The sequence below is a fragment of the Pseudomonas sp. 5C2 genome (genome assembly GCF_034314155.1).
In the GTDB taxonomy this organism is placed as follows: domain Bacteria; phylum Pseudomonadota; class Gammaproteobacteria; order Pseudomonadales; family Pseudomonadaceae; genus Aquipseudomonas.
Map to the genome: position 1 here is coordinate 1,899,263 of NZ_JAVIWH010000003.1, position 19,972 is coordinate 1,919,234.

15 protein-coding genes are annotated in these 19,972 nt (G+C 56.4%); 13 read left to right on the top strand and 2 right to left on the bottom strand.

Features of this window, described 5'->3' with window-relative positions; all coding sequences use genetic code 11:
* Positions 1–132: 132 nt before the first annotated feature.
* The gene (locus tag RGU44_RS23290; RefSeq protein ID WP_322278198.1) at positions 133–846 is read right to left on the bottom strand and encodes an SIMPL domain-containing protein; all 714 of its coding nucleotides are present in this window, start codon (positions 844–846) and stop codon (positions 133–135) included.
* 263 nt (positions 847–1,109) lie between these two features.
* Between RGU44_RS23290 and RGU44_RS23295 the strand changes: the two genes are divergently transcribed.
* The 8 genes from RGU44_RS23295 to garD all read left to right on the top strand — a co-directional run bounded on the left by RGU44_RS23295 (position 1,110) and on the right by garD (position 11,261).
* Positions 1,110–2,372, top strand: a complete 1,263-nt coding sequence (locus tag RGU44_RS23295) for an ATP-binding protein (protein ID WP_322278200.1) — start codon at positions 1,110–1,112, stop codon at positions 2,370–2,372.
* Positions 2,365–2,925, top strand: coding sequence for a response regulator transcription factor (locus RGU44_RS23300; RefSeq protein WP_322177726.1), 561 nt, complete (start codon positions 2,365–2,367; stop codon positions 2,923–2,925). The genes RGU44_RS23295 and RGU44_RS23300 overlap by 8 nt, the downstream gene beginning before the upstream one ends.
* 98 nt (positions 2,926–3,023) lie before the next feature.
* Positions 3,024–4,760 carry an ABC transporter ATP-binding protein/permease gene (locus RGU44_RS23305; RefSeq protein ID WP_322278202.1) on the top strand — a complete coding sequence of 579 codons (1,737 nt, stop codon included), beginning with the start codon at positions 3,024–3,026 and terminating at the stop codon, positions 4,758–4,760.
* A gap of 98 nt (positions 4,761–4,858) precedes the next feature.
* Positions 4,859–5,608 carry a FadR/GntR family transcriptional regulator gene (locus RGU44_RS23310; RefSeq protein WP_322278205.1) on the top strand — a complete coding sequence of 250 codons (750 nt, stop codon included), beginning with the start codon at positions 4,859–4,861 and terminating at the stop codon, positions 5,606–5,608.
* Positions 5,609–5,797: 189 nt separating this feature from the next.
* Entirely contained in the window at positions 5,798–6,709 is a 912-nt protein-coding gene (kdgD, locus tag RGU44_RS23315) for a 5-dehydro-4-deoxyglucarate dehydratase (RefSeq protein ID WP_322278207.1), read from the top strand.
* A gap of 62 nt (positions 6,710–6,771) precedes the next feature.
* On the top strand, positions 6,772–8,217 hold the full coding sequence (locus tag RGU44_RS23320) for an aldehyde dehydrogenase family protein (protein ID WP_322278213.1): 1,446 nt from the start codon (positions 6,772–6,774) through the stop codon (positions 8,215–8,217).
* A gap of 105 nt (positions 8,218–8,322) precedes the next feature.
* On the top strand, positions 8,323–9,696 hold the full coding sequence (locus RGU44_RS23325) for an MFS transporter (protein WP_322278215.1): 1,374 nt from the start codon (positions 8,323–8,325) through the stop codon (positions 9,694–9,696).
* Between the two features lie 11 nt (positions 9,697–9,707).
* A complete protein-coding gene (gene garD / locus RGU44_RS23330) occupies positions 9,708–11,261 on the top strand; it encodes a galactarate dehydratase (protein ID WP_322278217.1) in 1,554 nt (517 codons plus the stop codon).
* 108 nt (positions 11,262–11,369) lie between these two features.
* Here garD and RGU44_RS23335 read toward each other — a convergent pair whose 3' ends face one another.
* Positions 11,370–12,251 carry a LysR family transcriptional regulator gene (locus tag RGU44_RS23335; RefSeq protein ID WP_322278219.1) on the bottom strand — a complete coding sequence of 294 codons (882 nt, stop codon included), beginning with the start codon at positions 12,249–12,251 and terminating at the stop codon, positions 11,370–11,372.
* Between the two features lie 139 nt (positions 12,252–12,390).
* Between RGU44_RS23335 and RGU44_RS23340 the strand changes: the two genes are divergently transcribed.
* The 5 genes from RGU44_RS23340 (at position 12,391) to RGU44_RS23360 (ending at position 19,912) form a co-directional block, all read left to right on the top strand.
* Positions 12,391–13,539, top strand: coding sequence for a muconate cycloisomerase family protein (locus tag RGU44_RS23340; protein WP_322278222.1), 1,149 nt, complete (start codon positions 12,391–12,393; stop codon positions 13,537–13,539).
* Positions 13,540–13,552: 13 nt separating this feature from the next.
* Entirely contained in the window at positions 13,553–13,843 is a 291-nt protein-coding gene (gene catC, locus RGU44_RS23345) for a muconolactone Delta-isomerase (RefSeq protein WP_322177734.1), read from the top strand.
* Between the two features lie 54 nt (positions 13,844–13,897).
* Positions 13,898–14,827 (top strand): catechol 1,2-dioxygenase, encoded by a 930-nt coding sequence (gene catA / locus RGU44_RS23350; protein WP_322278224.1) that lies wholly within the window; start codon positions 13,898–13,900, stop codon positions 14,825–14,827.
* 616 nt (positions 14,828–15,443) lie between these two features.
* Positions 15,444–18,848, top strand: coding sequence for a PAS domain S-box protein (locus RGU44_RS23355; protein WP_322278226.1), 3,405 nt, complete (start codon positions 15,444–15,446; stop codon positions 18,846–18,848).
* A complete protein-coding gene (locus tag RGU44_RS23360; protein ID WP_322278229.1) occupies positions 18,845–19,912 on the top strand; it encodes an HD-GYP domain-containing protein in 1,068 nt (355 codons plus the stop codon). The genes RGU44_RS23355 and RGU44_RS23360 overlap by 4 nt, the downstream gene beginning before the upstream one ends.
* Positions 19,913–19,972: the final 60 nt, after the last annotated feature.

Consider the following 19,972-nt stretch of genomic DNA (forward strand, 5'->3'; position numbering starts at 1 on the left):
GCGACTATGGCGGGATTTTAACTTCGGGGATGTCGGCGGCAAGCGCGGCGACCGGTAGGATTTTTCCGGCGCAAAAAGCTCCGCCGGTTCAAGGGCAGGGCTTTTTGCGACCGACCGAGTGTCAGCTTTGCATCACTGCATCAACACTTCGATCACGCCATCGGCGTTGACACTGACCTGGCTGGTACCGGCTTCGACTTCCGGGGTGGGGGCGGACTCGGCGCGGGCGGCTTTCATCATCATGACGGGGGCGCGCTGGTATGGCTGCGGATAACCCGACGTATTGAGGTTCAGGTTGACCAGTTTGTAACCCTTGCCACCCAAGGCATCGGTCACCAGCTGAGCACGGTTTTTGAAAGCGGCGACGGCGTCCTTGAGCAGGGTGTCTTCGCTGGCTTTGCGCGTGGGAGGGGAGATGGCGAAGTCCATGCCGCCCATTTTCAAATCTTCCAACAGTTCGCCGGTCAGTTTGGAGAGTGCGGCAAAGTCCGCGCTCTCGAGGCGCAATTCGGAGCGTTCGCGCCAGCCGGTGATTTTCTGGCCTTTGTCATCATAGATCGGGTAGCTGTTGCGGCTGCCCTGACGAATCGTGATGTCTTTGACCTGGCGCGCCTGGCCGAGGGCTTTGTTCATGGTTTCGGTGATTTGTGCAGCCAGTTTGGCCGGATCCGTGTCCTGCGCTTCGCTGTACAGCGTGACCATCATCAAGTCGCGTTGGACTTCCTGGCTGACTTCGGCACGTACAGAAACCTGGTTGTAACGAACCTCTTCAGCCAACGCAGGCAGACTGGCAAGCGTTGTGGCGCCAAGGGCGAAGAGGGCGGCAGTGGGGCGAAGGCTGAACATAAAAACTCCTTGTTAACGAACCGGCTGCGACGGGTAACCGTCAGACGGAAAACTATAAGACTGTAGACGAACCATTCAGGTTCCGGCAGCCGTTTCCCTGTGGGAGAATTCATTCGTGAATGAATCCGCTCCCACGCGGCCTTTTGTATAGAGGCGTTTGCGTCTTTTCAGCGTATGTGGCGCTTTGACGCAGTTTTCGCTGTTTTCACCTTCGCTTGGTTATACTCGCTGCGATTCGCCTGCAGCGCTCATCAGGAGAGCTCATGCTCGCCCCCGTTCAACTGCTTTCAGCTACCCGCCAGAACCTGTGGCGCCTGACCGTTATCCGTACTTTGGTACTGGCCGCGCAAGCGGGTTCGGTGGGTATTGCCTATTTGTTCGACTTGCTGCCTTTGCCGTGGCTGCCCTTGGCTGTCACCCTCGGGGTCTCCATGGTGCTGTGCGTGATGACGGCCATTCGCCTGCGCACGTCGTGGCCGGTTACCGAGCTGGAATACGCCGTACAGCTGGCGCTCGACATGCTGATCCACAGTGTGCTGCTGTATTTCTCCGGCGGTTCGACCAACCCGTTTGTCTCTTATTATCTGGTGCCGTTGACCATTGCTGCGGTGACCCTGCCGTGGCTGTATTCACTGACGCTCTCGGGCCTGGCGCTGGTCAGCTACACGCTGTTGCTGGTGCAGTTCTATCCGATGGGCACCTTTCCCATCGCCCGCGAAAACATGCAGATCTATGGCATGTGGCTGAGCTTTGCTCTGGCGGCGGCGGTCATTACTTTCTTCGCGGCGAAGATGGCCGAGGAGCTGCGGCGCCAGGAGCAGCTGCGTGCAGAGCGTCGGGAGGAGGGCCTGCATGATCAACAATTGTTGGCGGTCGCGACCCAGGCAGCTGGCGCGGCCCACGAATTGGGTACACCCTTGGCGACCATGAGCGTGCTGATCAAGGAAATGCGCCAGGACCATAGCGATCCGCTGTTACAGGAAGACCTCGGCGTGCTGCAAGAGCAGGTCCAACAGTGCAAGCAAACCCTGCAACAGCTGGTGCGCGCGGCTGAGGCTAACCGGCGATTGGTGATCGATGAACAAGACGTCACCGATTGGCTGGACCAAGCCCTTAACCGTTGGCACCTGATGCGCCCCGAAGCCAGCTATCGCTTCCAGCGCCTGGGCCAAGGCACAGTGCCAAGCCTGGCGCCGCCGCCGGACTTGACTCAGGCATTGCTCAATCTGCTGAACAACGCCGCCGATGCCTGCCCGGAAGGGCTGGAAGTACATCTGGGCTGGGACGCCGAAGAAATCTGCATCAGTATTCGTGACCATGGGGCGGGTGTGCCGCCGGCAATCGCCGAACAAATTGGCAAACCGTTTTTTACCACCAAAGGCAAAGGCTTCGGCCTAGGCCTATTTTTGAGCAAGGCCAGCGTGACCCGCGCAGGTGGCTCGGTAAAACTCTACAGTCATGAGGAAGGCGGGACGCTCACTGAGCTTCGCCTGCCCCGTGGCGCCCGAGGAGACAAACATGAGTGACGAGATCCAAGTGGAAGGCGAAGAGCTGCCGCATTTATTGCTGGTAGACGATGACGCCACCTTCACCCGCGTGATGGCGCGGGCTATGAGCCGCCGTGGTTTCCGCGTCAGCACCGCAGGTTCGGCAGAAGAGGGGCTGGCCCTGGCCTTGAATGACGTGCCTGAATACGCTGCGCTCGACCTGAAAATGAATGGCGACTCCGGTTTGGTTCTGCTGCCCAAGCTGCTGGAAATCGACCCGGAAATGCGCGTGGTGATCCTCACCGGTTATTCGAGCATCGCCACTGCTGTCGAAGCAATCAAGCGTGGCGCCTGCAACTACCTGTGCAAGCCGGCCGACGCTGATGATGTGCTGGCGGCCTTGCTGTCCGAGCACGCTGATCTGGATACGCTGGTGCCAGACAACCCGATGTCGGTGGATCGCCTGCAGTGGGAGCACATTCAACGTGTGCTCACTGAGCACGAAGGCAATATTTCCGCGACGGCGCGGGCGCTGGGCATGCATCGCAGGACCTTGCAGCGTAAATTGCAGAAGCGGCCGGTTCGGCGCTGAACGGGGACTGAACGAATGTCTCAGGACTTCGCGAAGCAGCAAGCCGATCATCTATGATCGGCCCGACGCGAGTTCTCTATCCCAATCGAGCCTGAATAATGAATCGCAACGCCGAGTATTCTGCGGTCAATGACGCCGTACGCGGAGAGTTCTTTCGCCGCGTCTGGAAGCTGATAACGCCGTACTGGCGCAGTGAAGAAAAGGGTATGGCCTGGCTACTGCTGGTCTCCGTGATCGCGCTTTCGCTGTTCAGCGTGGCGATCTCGGTGATGATCAACAGCTGGTACAAAGACTTTTATAACGCGCTGCAAGAGAAAGACCTGGCAGCGTTTACCCACCTGATTCTGTATTTCTGTGGCATCGCCACGGTGGCGATTCTGGGGGCGGTATACCGTCTCTATCTGACGCAGATGCTGACCATCCGCTGGCGTCGCTGGCTGACCGAACAGCACTTTACCAAATGGCTCAGCCACAAGAACTACTACCAGTTGGAGCAACACGGCTACACCGATAACCCTGACCAACGGCTGTCCGAAGACCTCAACAGTTTCACCACCAGCACCCTGAGTCTGGCACTGGGTTTGATCCGGACGGTGGTCAGTCTGGTATCGTTCTCGATCATTCTGTGGGGTGTGTCGGGCAGTATCGACCTCTTCGGCATCACGATTCCCGGCTACATGTTTTGGGCCGCGTTTCTGTATGCGGTAGTGGGCAGCTGGCTGACCCACAAAATTGGGCAGCGTCTGATCAAGCTGAGCAACCAGCAAGAGCGCTACGAAGCCGATTTGCGTTTCGCCCTGGTGCGGGTTCGCGAAAATGCTGAAAGCATCGCGTTCTCCAACGGTGAGCCTAATGAAAACAAGCGCTTGAGCGCACGCTTCGGCATGATCTGGAGCAACTACTGGAACGTCATGAAGGTCTCCAAACGCCTGACCTTCTTCACCGCGGGTTATTCGCAGATTGCCACCGTATTTGCTTTCGTCGTGGCGTCACCGCGTTATTTCTCCGGCGCGATCGAGCTGGGCGGTCTGATGCAGATCAACTCTGCATTCGGCAACGTGCAAGAAAACTTCAGCTGGTTCATTGATGCGTACACCACGCTCGCCTCGTGGCGCGCCACGTGTGACCGGTTGCTGAGCTTCCGGCAGGGCATGGCGGACAATGAAGCGCGCACCTCAACCATCAATTTGGACCGAGACGGTGATGGCCTGCATTTTGACAATCTGGCGCTGAACCTGGCGGATGGTCGTGAGCTGCTGGCTGGCGCCAACCTGAACATCGTTCGCGGTGACCGGGTCATGCTCAGCGGTCGTTCCGGCAGCGGCAAAAGTACCTTGCTGCGAGCGTTGGGCGGGTTGTGGAGCGATGGGCAGGGCAACGTGAAGCTGCCCGCCGAGCGTTATCTGTTTTTGCCGCAAAGGCCTTATTTGCCAATCGGCACACTGCGCGAAGCCTTAAGTTATCCACAGGCACCCGAAGCGTATCCCGTCGAGCGCTTTGCTCAGGTGCTTGAAATCTGCCGTTTGATGCACTTGGTACCGCGTCTGGATGAAAGCGATCACTGGCAGCGCATGTTGTCCCCAGGCGAGCAACAGCGTGTGGCCTTCTCCCGGGCGTTGCTCTATGCACCCAGCTGGCTGTACCTGGATGAAGCGACTTCAGCCATGGACGAGGAAGACGAGGCGGTTCTGTACCAGGCGCTGATCGACGAGTTACCGGACGTGACCTTGCTTAGTATCGGCCATCGCAGCAGTCTCAAACGCTTCCATCGACGGCATCTGCGGATTGACGGTGGGCAACTGCGCGAGCAATCTCATCCTGAATTGGTTGTTTGAAACCAATAATCTGAAACCGGCCGAGTTGTTACGAGTGTTGTCGTACAACTCGGTTGAGCTATCATGTGTTTTTTATCGCCTTGGGACAAATGTTCGACATGGATAATCAGAGTCCTGCGCCCCGCGTTCGCAGAAAGCACCGCAGCCTCGCTCAGGAATTGGTCACTGAACTGTCTGAACGGATTCGCGACGGCCAATTGAAGCGCGGAGACAAGTTGCCGACCGAGTCGGCGATCATGCAAGAGCAGGGCGTCAGCCGGACAGTGGTGCGCGAGGCGATCTCGCGTTTGCAGGCGTCCGGGCTGGTGGAAACCCGGCATGGCATCGGCACTTTCGTGCTGGATACGCCGAGCCCGAGCGGCTTTCGAATCGATCCGGCGACCATTGTCACTTTGCGTGATGTGTTGGCGATTCTTGAGTTGCGCATCAGCCTTGAGGTGGAATCCGCAGGATTGGCCGCGCAACGTCGCACCCCTGAACAACTTGCCGCCATGCGTGCTGCGCTGGATGCCTTGATTGAAAGTGCGTCCCAAGCCGGTGATGCGGTGGCATCAGACTTTCAATTCCACTTGCAAATAGCCTTGTCCACCGGCAATCGCTACTTCGTCGACATCATGACTCATCTGGGTACCAGCATCATTCCGCGGACCCGGATCAATTCGGCGCGACTGGCTCATGATGATCAACAGCACTACTTGAACCGCTTGAGCCGCGAGCACGAAGAAATCTTCGAGGCCATCGCCCGCCAGGACTCCGACGCTGCCCGCGCGGCCATGCGCCTGCACCTGACCAATAGCCGCGAACGCCTGCGTCATGCCCATGAACAGGCGGAGTCGCAGCAGGCTTAGCAGGCAAGTCATAATTCCTAAATGTGAGTCGATGCAGTTTCCCTGACTGCTGATCGGCTCTCACGCCCCCAAACCAAATTCCCGCACATTCCTGTTGAGTGATCTTATCTTCAGTTGTACGATGACGTACGACATCAGTTTGGAGCTGATGTGCTTCCTCCACATTTTGCTATCCAGGGTGTTCAAATAATGAATCCACAAGAACTGAAGTCCATCCTCTCTTCCGGCCTGTTGTCCTTCCCGGTCACCGATTTCAATGCTCAGGGCGATTTCCATCGCGCGGGCTATATCAAGCGTCTTGAGTGGCTGGCCCCTTACGGCGCCACGGCCTTGTTCGCCGCTGGCGGCACCGGTGAGTTCTTCTCCCTGGCGGCCAGCGAATACTCCGAAGTGATCAAGACGGCTGTAGACACCTGCGCCACCAGTGTGCCGATCCTGGCCGGTGTCGGTGGCTCTACCCGTCAAGCCATCGAATACGCTCAAGAAGCCGAGCGCCTGGGCGCCAAAGGCTTGCTGTTGTTGCCGCACTACTTGACCGAGGCCAGCCAGGACGGGGTTGCCGCGCACGTTGAAGCCGTGTGCAAATCGGTCAATATCGGCGTGATTGTTTACAACCGTAACGTCTGCCGCCTGACTGCGCCGCTGCTGGAGCGTCTGGCTGAGACTTGCCCGAACCTGATCGGTTACAAAGACGGTCTGGGTGACATCGAACTGATGGTGTCGATCCGCCGTCGTCTGGGTGATCGTTTCAGCTACCTGGGTGGCTTGCCGACCGCCGAAGTCTACGCCGCGGCTTACAAGGCGCTGGGCGTTCCGGTCTACTCCTCGGCGGTGTTCAACTTCCTGCCGAAAATGGCGATGGACTTCTACCACGCCATTGCCCGTGACGATCACGCCACCGTCGGCAAGCTGATTGATGACTTCTTCCTGCCTTACCTGGACATCCGTAATCGCAAATCGGGTTACGCGGTCAGTATCGTCAAGGCAGGCGCGAAAATCGCCGGTTACGACGCAGGTCCCGTACGGACCCCACTGACCGACCTGACCCCTGAAGAGTTCGAAATGCTGGCTGCGCTGATCGACAAGCAGGGCGCGCAGTAAAAGTCGTATGAATCAAGGCCGCTGATCCGTCAGCGGTTTTTTGCCTTTTCAGGAGAATGTCCGTGTCTGATTCAAAGCGTTTCGATAACTACATGGGTGGTGAGTGGGTTGCCGGTGCGACCTACTCTTCCAACATCAACCCGTCCGATCTGTCGGATGTGATCGGTGAATACGCCCAAGCCGACGTGGCGCAGGTCAATGCCGCCATTGATGCAGCCCGCAGCGCATTCCCTGCGTGGTCGACGTCCGGTATTCAGGCGCGTAGCGACTCGCTGGACAAAGTGGGTAGCGAAATCCTCGCCCGTCGCGAAGAGCTCGGCACCTTGCTTGCCCGTGAAGAAGGCAAAACCTTGCCTGAAGCAATTGGCGAAGTGACCCGCGCGGGCAACATCTTCAAATTCTTCGCCGGTGAATGCCTACGCATTTCTGGCGATTACATCCCGTCAGTGCGTCCGGGCGTCAACGTTGAAGTGACTCGCGAAGCGCTGGGTGTGGTCGGACTGATCACGCCGTGGAACTTCCCGATTGCCATTCCGGCCTGGAAAATCGCTCCAGCGCTGGCCTACGGCAACTGTGTGGTGATCAAGCCTGCGGACCTGGTTCCGGGTTGTGCTTGGGCGCTGGCTGAAATCATCTCCCGTGCAGGCTTCCCGGCGGGTGTGTTTAACCTAGTAATGGGCAGTGGGCGTGTGGTCGGTGACGTGATGGTCAAAAGCCGCAAGGTTGATGGCATCAGCTTCACCGGTTCGGTCGGCGTTGGTCGCCAGATCGCGGTCGATTGCATTGCGCGTCAAGCCAAAGTACAGCTGGAAATGGGTGGCAAGAACCCGCAGGTCATTCTCGATGACGCTGACCTCAAACAAGCGGTCGAGCTGTCGGTCCAGAGCGCGTTCTACTCCACCGGTCAACGTTGCACCGCTTCCAGCCGCTTTATCGTAACGGCTGGCATTCACGACAAATTCGTTGAAGCCATGGCCGAGCGCATGCGTTCGATCAAGGTTGGCCATGCGCTGAAGTCAGGCATCGATATCGGTCCAGTTGTATCCAAGGCCCAGCTTGATCAAGACATGAGCTACGTCGCCATCGCGCAGGATGAAGGCGCACGTCTGGTAACCGGCGGTGAGTTGGTCACTTGCGACACCGAAGGTTACTTCCTGGCACCGACCCTGTTCGCTGACAGCACCGCAGAGATGCGCATCAGCAAGGAAGAAGTTTTTGGTCCGGTTGCGAACATTGTTCGCGTCGCGGATTACGAAGCAGCGCTGGCCATGGCCAACGACACCGAGTTCGGTCTGTCGGCGGGCATCGCGACGACGTCGCTGAAGTACGCCAACCACTTCAAACGTCATTCTCAGGCCGGGATGGTGATGATCAACCTGCCAACGGCCGGTGTTGATTACCACGTGCCGTTCGGTGGTCGTAAGGGTTCGTCCTACGGTTCGCGTGAGCAGGGTCGCTATGCGCAAGAGTTCTATACCGTCGTAAAAACCAGCTACATCGGTTCGTAAGTCGACGATCTGTAGACGCTGCCGCAGCCTTCGGCAGCGTCTACATGAGCCACACATAAAAATGTTTTACCCGCACAAAAAAATAATTAGTGGGAGTACATGCACATGCAACAGGCCAAGCCGACTCACGTCCGCTATTTGATTTTGCTCATGCTTTTTCTGGTGACCACGATCAACTATGCCGACCGTGCAACCATCGCGATCGCGGGCTCCAGCCTGCAAAAAGACCTCGGCATCGACGCGGTTACCCTCGGTTATATCTTCTCTGCATTCGGCTGGGCCTATGTGGCTGGTCAGATCCCTGGCGGCTGGCTGCTCGACCGTTTCGGTTCGAAAAGAGTCTATGCCTTGAGCATCTTCACGTGGTCGCTGTTCACCGTGCTGCAAGGCTATGTCGGTGAGTTCGGTGTCTCGACCGCCATCGTTGCGCTGTTCATGCTGCGCTTCCTGGTCGGTCTGGCTGAAGCGCCATCCTTCCCCGGCAATGCCCGTATTGTGGCCGCCTGGTTCCCGACCGCCGAACGCGGCACGGCCTCGGCCATCTTCAACTCTGCGCAATACTTCGCCACCGTGTTGTTCGCGCCGCTGATGGGATGGATCGTCTACACCTACGGCTGGCAGCATGTATTCGTGGTCATGGGCGGCGTCGGTGTCGTGTTCTCGCTGATCTGGCTGAACGTTATCCACAGCCCGCGCAATCACCCAAAGATCAACGAAGCCGAGTTCAACCATATCGCTAACAATGGCGGCATGGTCGACATGGATCAAGACAAAGGCAAAGGCGCCAGCGGCGGTCCGAAGTGGGATTTCGTGCGTCAGCTGTTGACCAATCGCATGATGCTTGGCGTTTACCTGGGCCAATACTGCATCAATGGCATCACTTACTTCTTCCTGACCTGGTTCCCGGTGTATCTGGTTCAGGAGCGTGGAATGACTATCCTCAAGGCGGGCATTATTGCTTCGCTGCCTGCCATCTGCGGCTTTATCGGTGGGGTGCTGGGCGGGATCATTTCCGACTACCTGTTGCGTAAAGGTCACTCCCTGACCTTTGCTCGCAAGGCGCCGATTATCGGTGGTCTGCTGTTGTCGACCACTATCGTGGCCTGTAACTACGTTGATATCGAATGGATGGTGGTCGGCTTCATGGCGCTGGCCTTCTTCGGCAAAGGCGTTGGTGCGCTGGGTTGGGCAGTGGTGTCCGACACCTCGCCGAAACAGATCGCCGGTTTGAGCGGTGGCCTGTTCAATATGTTCGGCAACATCGCTTCAATCACTACCCCGATCGTGATTGGCTACATCATCAGCGCCACCGGCTCATTCAAATGGGCTTTGGTGTTCGTCGGCGCCAATGCGCTGGTGGCGGTGTTCAGCTACCTGGTGATCGTCGGGCCAATCAAGCGTGTCGTCTTGACCGAGCCGCCAGCCAAGGGGCCTTTGACCGGTGACAACGCCGGCACACTTTCTCAAGCAAAATCCTGAGGAAAACCGTGATGAACCTGATTCAACATGCCGACTCGCCGCGCTACATCCGCTTGCATGAACTGGATAATGTGGCGGTTGTGGTCAATGACCAAGGCGTCCCGGCCGGTACACGGTTCGATAACGGCCTGGTGACCCTCGATAACGTGCCGCAAAGCCACAAGGTCAATCTGGTGGACATCGCCGAAGGCCAACCGGTGATCCGTTACGGACAAACCATCGGTTATGCCTTACAAGCGATTCCGCGTGGTAGCTGGGTGAGAGAAGACCAACTGCGCATGCCCACCGCGCCACCGCTGGACAGCTTGCCACTGTCTACCGATGTGCCGGAAAAACAGGCGCCGCTGGAAGGTTTCACGTTTGAAGGTTATCGCAACGCCGACGGTACCGTCGGTACGCGCAATATCCTCGGCATCACCACCACCGTGCAGTGCGTGACGGGTGTGCTCGATCATGCGGTCAAACGTATCCGTGATGAGTTGCTGCCCAAGTACCCGAACGTCGATGACGTGGTGGCACTGACCCACAGCTATGGCTGTGGCGTGGCGATCACCGCGACTGATGCTTATATCCCGATTCGTACCGTGCGCAATCTGGCGCGCAACCCGAACCTGGGCGGTGAGGCCTTGGTGATCAGTCTGGGCTGCGAGAAGTTGCAGCCAGGGCAGGTCATGCATGAAAACGACAGCTCGGTGGATCTCGATGACCCCTGGCTGTATCGCCTGCAGGATTCCAGCCACGGCTTCGTTGAAATGATCGAGGAGATCATGGCGATGGCTGAAGCTCGCTTGAAAAAGCTCGATCAGCGTCGTCGCGAAACCGTGCCGGCGTCCGAGCTGATTCTGGGCATGCAGTGCGGCGGCAGCGATGCGTTCAGTGGCATCACCGCTAACCCTGCGTTGGGCTTCGCCTCGGATCTGTTGCTGCGGGCGGGGGCGACGGTGATGTTCTCCGAAGTCACCGAAGTGCGCGACGCCATTTACCTGCTGACTTCCAGGGCCGAAACCAAAGAAGTCGCGCAAGAACTGGTCCGTGAAATGGACTGGTACGACCGTTACCTCGCTAAGGGCGAAGCGGATCGCAGCGCCAACACCACGCCAGGCAACAAGAAGGGCGGGTTGTCGAACATTGTCGAGAAGTCCTTGGGCTCCATCGTCAAGTCCGGCAGCAGCGCAATCAACGGCGTGCTTGGCCCAGGTGAACGGTTCAAGCGCAAAGGACTGATCTTCTGCGCGACACCAGCCAGCGACTTTGTCTGCGGTACGTTGCAGCTGGCGGCGGGGATGAACCTGCATGTCTTCACCACGGGGCGGGGTACGCCGTACGGTTTGGCCATGGCGCCGGTGGTGAAAGTGTCGACTCGCACCGAGCTGGCTCGGCGCTGGCCGGACCTGATCGACATTGATGCCGGGCGCATCGCCACGGGGCGCGCGAGCATCGAAGACCTGGGTTGGGAGTTGTTCCACTTCTACCTGGACGTTGCCAGCGGCAAGAAAAAAACCTGCGCCGAAGCGCTGCGGCTGCACAACGACATTACTTTGTTCAACCCTGCACCGATTACGTGATATCGCATCAACCCTTTCGCGAATAAATTCGCCCACAGAGGTTGTGCAGGGGCCTTGTGGGGGCGAGGTTATTCGCGATATAGAACTTCCCACGGGGCATCAGCAGACTCACTCCACCAACAACTCATCAATCAAACTCAAACAATGAGTCAGGCTGGGCGTCACATCACCAACGCGGCGGCTGAGGATGATGGGTGAGGTGGCGTTTGATTCGAGCAACGTGGTGTAGCCAATGTCCACCCGGTGCAGCAATTGCACTGACGCGGGCACCAGGGTGATGCCGATGCCTGCGCCTACCAAACCAATCGCCGTCTGCATTTCGTTGGTCCATTGCGCGACGTTGATGCTCAGGCCATGAGCGGCGAATAGCGCCAGGATGTGGTCGGCATAGCTGGGTCGCGGGTTGCCGGGATACAGCACAAAAGGCTCGCGTGCCAGTTGCGCGAGTGTAGCGGGCCCCGCGAGCAGCGGATGGCCGGCGGGGAGGGCGGCGACAAGCCGGTCTTCGGTGAGGATGCGTTGATGGATCGCTAGATCGTCGATGCGAATCCGACCAAAACCGATGTCGATGCGTCCGGCTTTCAAGGCCTGCACTTGCTGCAGCGTGGTCATTTCCGACAGCCCCAGTTCCAGATCAAGCTGCCCGTCGCTGCGCAGTCGACGAATTAACTCTGGCAACACGCCATACAGGGTCGAAGGGGCGAAGCCGATGCCCATCCAGGTCTTCTGGCCAGCGCCAATGCGTCGAGTGTTGTCGCAAACGGTGCCAAGTTGATTGAGCAGGGTATGAGAGTGTTCGTAGAAATAACGCCCGGCCTCGGTCAGGCGCAACGGGCGACCGCGCTCCAGCAATACAACTCCGAGTTCATCTTCGAGCTGTTGGATTTGCCGGCTCAACGGTGGCTGGGCGATGTGCAACCGCTCCGCAGCACGGGTGAAGTTCAGGGTCTCGGCGAGCACCTGAAAGTAACGCAGATGACGAAGCTCCATAGGGACTCCTTGGGCAGCGCCGCGTGAGGGGCTTCTGCATACCTTTAAAGTATCGAACGAGACTAATTCTATATTGGAAAGAGTAAAAAGGTCGGCTCAATATCAAGTTCGAAAACAAAAGAACCTGATGGGTATTGAAATGACCGTTACCGTGATCACGTCGCTGGAGACGATTATCGTCGACCTGCCGACCATCCGCCCGCACAAGCTGGCCATGCACACGATGCAGAATCAGACACTGGTGGTGATTCGGGTGCGCTGTTCCGACGGTGTTGAAGGCGTCGGCGAGTCCACCACTATAGGTGGCCTGAGCTACGGCAACGAAAGTCCGGAAAGCATTAAAACCAACATCGACACCCACTTGGCACCCCTGCTGGTGGGCCTGGATGCGGGCAATATCAACGCAGCCATGCTGCGCCTTGATCGCGCCGCCAAGGGCAACACTTTCGCCAAATCCGGGATCGAAAGTGCACTGCTCGATGCGCAAGGCAAGCGTTTGGGGATGCCCGTCAGCGAACTGCTCGGTGGCCGGGTCCGCGATGCGTTGCAAGTGGCCTGGACCCTGGCCAGTGGCGACACTGTGCGTGACATCGCCGAAGCCGAAGAAATGCTCGATATCCGTCGCCACCGGATCTTCAAATTGAAAATCGGTGCCGGAGACGTACACAAGGATCTGGCCCACGTTATCGCGATTAAACACGCCTTGGGCGACCGCGCCAGTGTGCGGGTCGACGTCAATCAGGCGTGGGATGAAGCCGTGGCAATCCGTGCTTGTCAGGTATTGGCCGACAATGGCATCGACCTGATCGAACAACCTATTTCGCGCAATAACCGTGCGGGCATGGCCCGCCTGAATGCGCGCAGCCCGGCACCGATCATGGCCGATGAATCCATCGAATGTGTTGAAGATGCCTTCAACCTGGCTCGCGAAGGCGCAGCCTCGGTGTTCGCCCTGAAAATCGCCAAGAACGGCGGCCCACGTGCGGTGTTGCGTACAGCTGCAATCGCCGAAGCGGCAGGTATCGGTCTGTATGGCGGTACCATGCTCGAGGGCGGCATCGGCACGCTGGCTTCTGCTCACGCGTTCCTGACCCTTGCCAAACTGACCTGGGACACCGAGCTGTTCGGGCCACTGTTACTGACCGAAGATATTTTGACCCAACCGCTGGTGTATCGCGATTTCCAACTGCACGTTCCACGCACGCCTGGCCTGGGTTTGAGCCTGGATGAAGAGCGCTTGGCGTTCTTCCGCCGTGACAAGACGTCCACTGCTATCAGCCTTGCCTGAGGAGGCCATCAACATGTTGTTCCACGTAAAAATGACCGTGAATATCCCCCTCGACGAGGACCCGGAAAAGGTCGTCCGGCTCAAGGCTGAAGAAAAAGCGCTCTCCCAGCGTCTGCAGGAATCCGGCAAGTGGCGACACATCTGGCGCATCGCCGGGTTGTACGCCAACTACAGCGTGTTCGACGTCGACAGCGTTCAGGAGCTGCACGACCTGCTGATGCAATTGCCGTTGTATCCGTACATGGCCATCGAAGTGAATGCCTTGTGCCGTCACCCTTCATCCATTCGCGAAGACGACCGATAGCCGACTCCCGTGCTTGCGTGCTTCCTAATAAATACAAAATTTGAGGCTCTGATAATGACTGTAAAAATTGCTCAAACCGAAGGCGTCCAGCAGTTCCTCAAGGAAGCCAGTGGTCAGCTCAATGACGCGGGTAATCCGAGGGTCAAGACGCTGGTGCATCGCATCCTGAAAGACACGGTAAACATCATCGAAGAGCTGAGTGTGACCCCGGAAGAATTCTGGAAAGCGGTCAACTACCTGAATGAACTCGGTGCTCGCCAGGAAGCAGGCTTGTTGGTTGCAGGTCTTGGCCTGGAGCACTACCTCGACTTGGTGATGGACGCCCAAGACGAAGAGGCCGGCAAGTCAGGTGGCACGCCGCGCACCATCGAAGGTCCGTTGTATGTGGCTGGTGCTCCCCTGAGCAAAGTCGAAGCGCGACTGGACGATGGCACTGATGCCGGTACCGTGTTGTTCATGAAAGGCCAGGTCAAGGATCTGGACGGCAAGCCAGTCGCTAACACCATTGTCGATGTCTGGCATGCCAATACCGGGGGTACGTACTCGTACTTCGACGGCACGCAATCGGAATTCAACCTGCGTCGCCGTATCGAGACCGATGCCCAAGGCAACTATCGTTTTCGCAGCATCGTGCCGTCGGGTTACGGCTGCCCACCGGACGGTCCAACGCAAAAGCTGCTCGACCAATTGGGGCGCCACGGGCAGCGTCCGGCGCATATCCACTTCTTCATCTCGGCCCCCGGTCATCGCCACCTGACGACCCAGATCAACCTGTCAGGTGAGCAGTACCTGCACGACGACTTCGCCTACGCCACACGTGACGAGCTGATCGCCGACATTCGCTTCAGTGAAGACCCGGCTGCCGCGCGAGCCCATGGTGTCGAAGGCCGCTTTGCCGAAATCGACTTCGACTTCACCGTGCAATCCTCCGACACGACCCAAGAGCAGGGGCGAATGGAGCGGGTGCGCGCGCTGGAAAGTTGACAGGCGGGTTTAAACTGTAAAAAAACAGGTGCTTCGGCGCCTGTTTTTGTAGGTGCCAGGTATGTGCACTTAGGCATTGGATTGCACATGACATACTTCATGGCAATAGGCATAGCTTGCTGGCAAAGTTGCCGTATCACAGGGTCGATTATCAAGGCGGCCAAGTGCGGAACCGGAGGAAACGGTATGACTTTATTCGGGCAACGTTACATTGATAAATGCTCTTGATAGGCAGCTATCGGTTAGAGGAGGCGTCAAGGCTTAATTTGATTAGATCAAAGTACTATAGACGAAAGGTGTGCCCCCAGAAAGGTGTCAATGCTACACGCATTCTTCAAGGATATTTTTAATTAAGTTGATATTTTTCAATGGGTTGCGTAGATCTTATTTTAACTCGATTTTACGCAACGAGACCGGTGACTGCCCATATGAGTGAAGGCGGTGGCACGTTTAGCGATGGACACAATAGCGAATAGCCCTTCTAATGACCTGACATTGTACAGGGGGAATGTATTGGCTAATCCGTCTAGCCCCTCCTGGTGTGGTTCGACGAATTGATGTTGGTACCCAGTCATTGATAATAATAACGCTCGGTGAATTCTCTACGGAGATGTCGTTGCTTGTAACGCGCCTCGATTTAAAAGGATTCGAGGTTAGTGAGTGTCGCAGTCTCAAATTACTCCCCGCTCCATCGGGCCGCCAAGAGGTGCTGCTGACAGAGCAGTCGTGGCTCAGTACACGCTCATTAACCGAGCGAGGGGAGTTAAGTGAACGCGCACGCGATGCAGCCGAGTGGATTGTGTTATCCGACGCAGCGGATAGCGTCCCGGATCAAATTGAATGGCTGCGACTCGGGGTCAGTCTTTTTTTCCAGTGCCCGCTGGATGTCGATGGTGTCGTTTCTCTCATCGAAGCCGCTCAGGCTCGATGCAACGCACAGCCATTGCGCGTCATTTTGCTTGACTGCGATCAGTCAAGCTTGACCTCCAAGTCAGAAGCCTTAAGAGATGTCGGTGTTAATGTTTTCTCCACCTCCGACCCGCTGGCGGCGTTAGACGCCGTTAATCATTTCAAACCGGACGTTTTGGTGGCGAGCGCTCATTTGCCCTCCCTATCAGCCGGGGAACTCTTGGTCATTGCACGGCAACGACCTGACAACGCTTTATTGCCCATCATCTTTTTAACGAGAAGCGCTGACGTTGAGGCGATGCCGCAGGCCAAGGTGTCGAGCGGCGTTTGTTTTCTGACCGAGCCTGTCGGCTTAGCGTTATTGGTGGCGACCCTCACCTCGCAAGCGTTGGGTTATCGTTCTGTAAAAAGTGCTTTTGTTCGCGTACGCGAGGATGCACTTCGAGCGCGTGTCCGTCTTAAAGCGTTGCGTTCCGCGATCGATCAACATGCCATCATTAGCGTCGCGGATGGCGCTGGCAATATTGTGCATGTGAATGATCGCTTCTGTCAGATCAGTGGTTACAGCCGGAAGGAGTTGCTGGGAAAAAATCACCGGCTGATTAAGTCAACTGTTCACGACTCAACCTATTATCAAGCGTTGTGGGGAACCATCAGTGCCGGTAAAACATGGCGCGGCGAACTGTGCAATAGAGCCAAAAATGGTGATGCCTATTGGGTTGAGGCAACGATCATCCCTTTTTTAGATGCTGCCGGAAAACCCGTTCAATACATGTCCGTTCGCACGGACATTACCGCATTGAAATGCAGTGAAAACGCGCTGCGCTTAAGCCACGAAAGGCTTCGCTTAAGTCAGGAAGTCACCCATATCGGTACCTGGGACATGAACCTGGCGAACGGTGATGTCTCCTGTTCGGACCGAACCTTACAACTTTTTGGCTATCCGGCAGGGATACTAAAGAGGGACTACGGTGACTTTCTCATCGCGGTGCATATTGATGATCGTCAAAACCTGACCCGCATCATTAACGCCAGCATTGAAAACCGCTCATCCTATGAAGTTGAGTTTCGAGTCGTGTGGCCAGACAACACGGTGCATTGGCTGCAAGAAAAAGGGGCTGTTGTCAGTGACGAGACCGATGGCGCTCTTCACATGCTGGGTGTTGTGCAAGATGTTCACGTGCGCAAGATGGCCGAAATTGCGTTAGCAGAAAGTGAAGTTCGCTTTCGCGGGGCGTTCGAAGCTTCTGGTATCGGCATGGCCTTGATCTCATTGTCAGGCGCTTGGTTGTTGGTCAACAGCGCCTTGTGCTCAATGCTCGGTTTTAGCGAGGATGAACTACTCGCCACCGATTTCAAAACCTTGACCCACCCGGATGATATCGCGGTCGATCAAGCTTTTTTAAGCCAGTTTCTCAGTAGCGAAATGTCAAACTGGCAGCACGAAAAGCGTTACTACGCCAAGGGTGGCCGGGTTGTTTGGGTGTTGCTCAATATTTCGGTAGTGCATAACGACGACGGGCAGTACGTCCATTTCGTCTATCAAGTGCAGGACATTACGGCGCGCAAAATTGCCGAGCAACGCTTGGCCCTGTTTCGCAATGTGTTTGACGCCAGTGGTCAATGCGTCAGTATCACCGACGGTCAAGGGCTGATTATTTACCAGAATAAGCGGCATGCTCAAGAATTAGGCTATTCAGACAAAGAGTGTATCGGGCAACCGTTTACTTTTTTTCTGCCCGAGAAGACTGCAGGGACCTACATCACTGAGCTGTTAAGTTCAGCGGCTGAGGGTAAAGACTGGGTGGGGTATATTCCCATTCGCCGCAAGGATGGCAGTGTCTATATCTCCGCCAGCAGCATTGGTTTCGTCAGAGGCGAGCGAGGGGAACTGCAGAATTTATTTAACATCTTCACCGACTTTAGTGAAGAACTGGCCCGTCGCAGTGAACTCGCCGACGCCAGGAAAGCGGCGGATCAAGCGAACCAGGCTAAATCTGATTTTCTCTCGAGCATGAGCCACGAGCTGCGCACGCCAATGAACGCCGTCCTCGGTTTTGCGCAAATGCTCGAATGCGACAGTGACCTGAACGCTGATCAGAAAGACAGTGTCCAGGAGATTCTAAAAGGCGGTAAACACCTACTGGAACTCATCAATGAAGTGCTTGATTTAGCCAGCATTGAATCGGGGCATGTCAGCCTCTCACTCGAGACAATAGAGCTGGGCAGCCTGTTCAAGGAGTGTTGGAGTTTTATCCAAATTCTGGCGGAAGCAAAGCACATTACCTTGCATTTCAATGTACCCGCGGGGAGCGTCGTGTGTGCGGATCGAGTTCGGTTGAAACAGGTCCTTTTGAACCTGCTTTCAAACGCCGTTAAGTATAACCGTGAGGGCGGTGATATTAGCGTCGGTGTACAGTCTGTTGACGATGACACACTTAGAGTCACGCTGACGGACACGGGAATTGGCATTCCATCTGACCGTATCCACGAACTTTTTCAACCCTTCAATCGACTGGGCGCAGAACACAGTGATATTGAAGGTACCGGTATCGGGCTCACTATTTCTCGTCGTTTGATAGCGTTGATGCGTGGGACGGTCGGTGTTGTCAGCGAGGAGGGGGTTGGTACGACCTTCTGGGTTGAGCTGCCTACTCAATCCACAGAAGAGAGGCCCGATTCGAATAACAACGTCGGCAATACAATGCCCGTTGGCAATGAGCCCTCGCGCCAAGAGTGTGTGCTGTACCTTGATGATAACCCAGTCAATATAAAGTTGATGGCGGGCGCGTTTGCAAGGCACAGTCATATACACTTGGTGACCGCAGCCACACCACAGTCAGGTCTTGAGTTGGCGTTAGCCTATCGGCCTGATGCGATACTTTTAGACCTGAACATGCAGAACATGGACGGCTATAAAGTATTCAACGTACTGGAAGGGCGCTTTGAGAAAACGCCCATTATCGCGTTGACGGCTAATGCCATGCCCCATGACATCGAAAAAGCCCTTTCCGCCGGCTTCGCCAAATGTCTCACCAAACCCATCGACTTCGGCCTGCTCATGAGCACGGTAGAAGGCTGTTTGGCTGACAGTAAGGAGGCTCAGACATGAGCGTACAGCCCACGAACCATTCCTGCATTTTTGTCATTGACGATGAGACGACCAACCTCAAACTGCTGCACAAAATGCTAGTCAGTGAGGGGTATTCCAACCCGGTCTTGATACAGGATTCGCGCCTAGTTCTTGACCGCTATAAGGCGTTACAGCCCGATCTGATTTTGCTCGACATCAATATGCCCCACCTGGACGGTTATCAGGTGATGGAGCAGCTTAAAGCGCTTGATGATCCCTTGTTGCCGCCCATCATCATGTTGACCGCTCAGTGCGGCCAGGACTATCTGCTGAAAGCGCTTGCGGCGGGGGCGCGGGATTTTGTCATCAAGCCCTTTATGCGTGTCGAGCTACTGATGCGTGTGCGTAATTTGCTGGATGCTCATTTGGCTCATCGATTAGTGCACGGGCAGAAAGCAACGTTGGAACGCATGGTGCAGCACCGTACGGATGCTCTGTACCAGGCACGGATACAGGTTGTGCATTGTCTTGGTCGTGCCGCGGAATACCGCGACAACGAAACGGGACTGCACATTGTCCGAATGAGTCTGTATTCGGCACTGCTGGCCAAGAGCATGGGATGGTCTGACAGCGAGTGTGAGCTATTGCTGCACGCCAGCCCGATGCACGATGTCGGCAAGATTGGTATTCCGGATTCGATTCTGCTCAAGGCCGGCAAGTTTGAACCCGAAGAATGGGAGGTGATGAAAACCCACGCGGCGATTGGTGCGGAAATTCTGGAACATGGAGATTCAGAGTTACTGTGCCTGGCACGTGTTATCGCGTTAAGCCATCACGAAAAATGGGACGGTAGTGGCTACCCCAACGGGCTGGCGGGTGAAGCCATTCCTGAAGCAGGGCGTATCGTTGCGGTGGCCGATGTCTTCGATGCCTTGGCTTCAGCACGTCCCTATAAGAAAGCCTGGCCGGTGGAGGACGCGGCCGCGTACATCGGAGACAATGCCGGCAAGCACTTTGATCCGACAGTGGCCGAGCACTTTTATAAAAACTGGCCCGCTATTCTGGCGATTAATAACAGTCATATGGAGCCACAGGAGCCCTAGGCATTTGCGTTAACAGATTCGATTACGTGCGCCATTATTAATAACTAGAAGGGGTCTTCC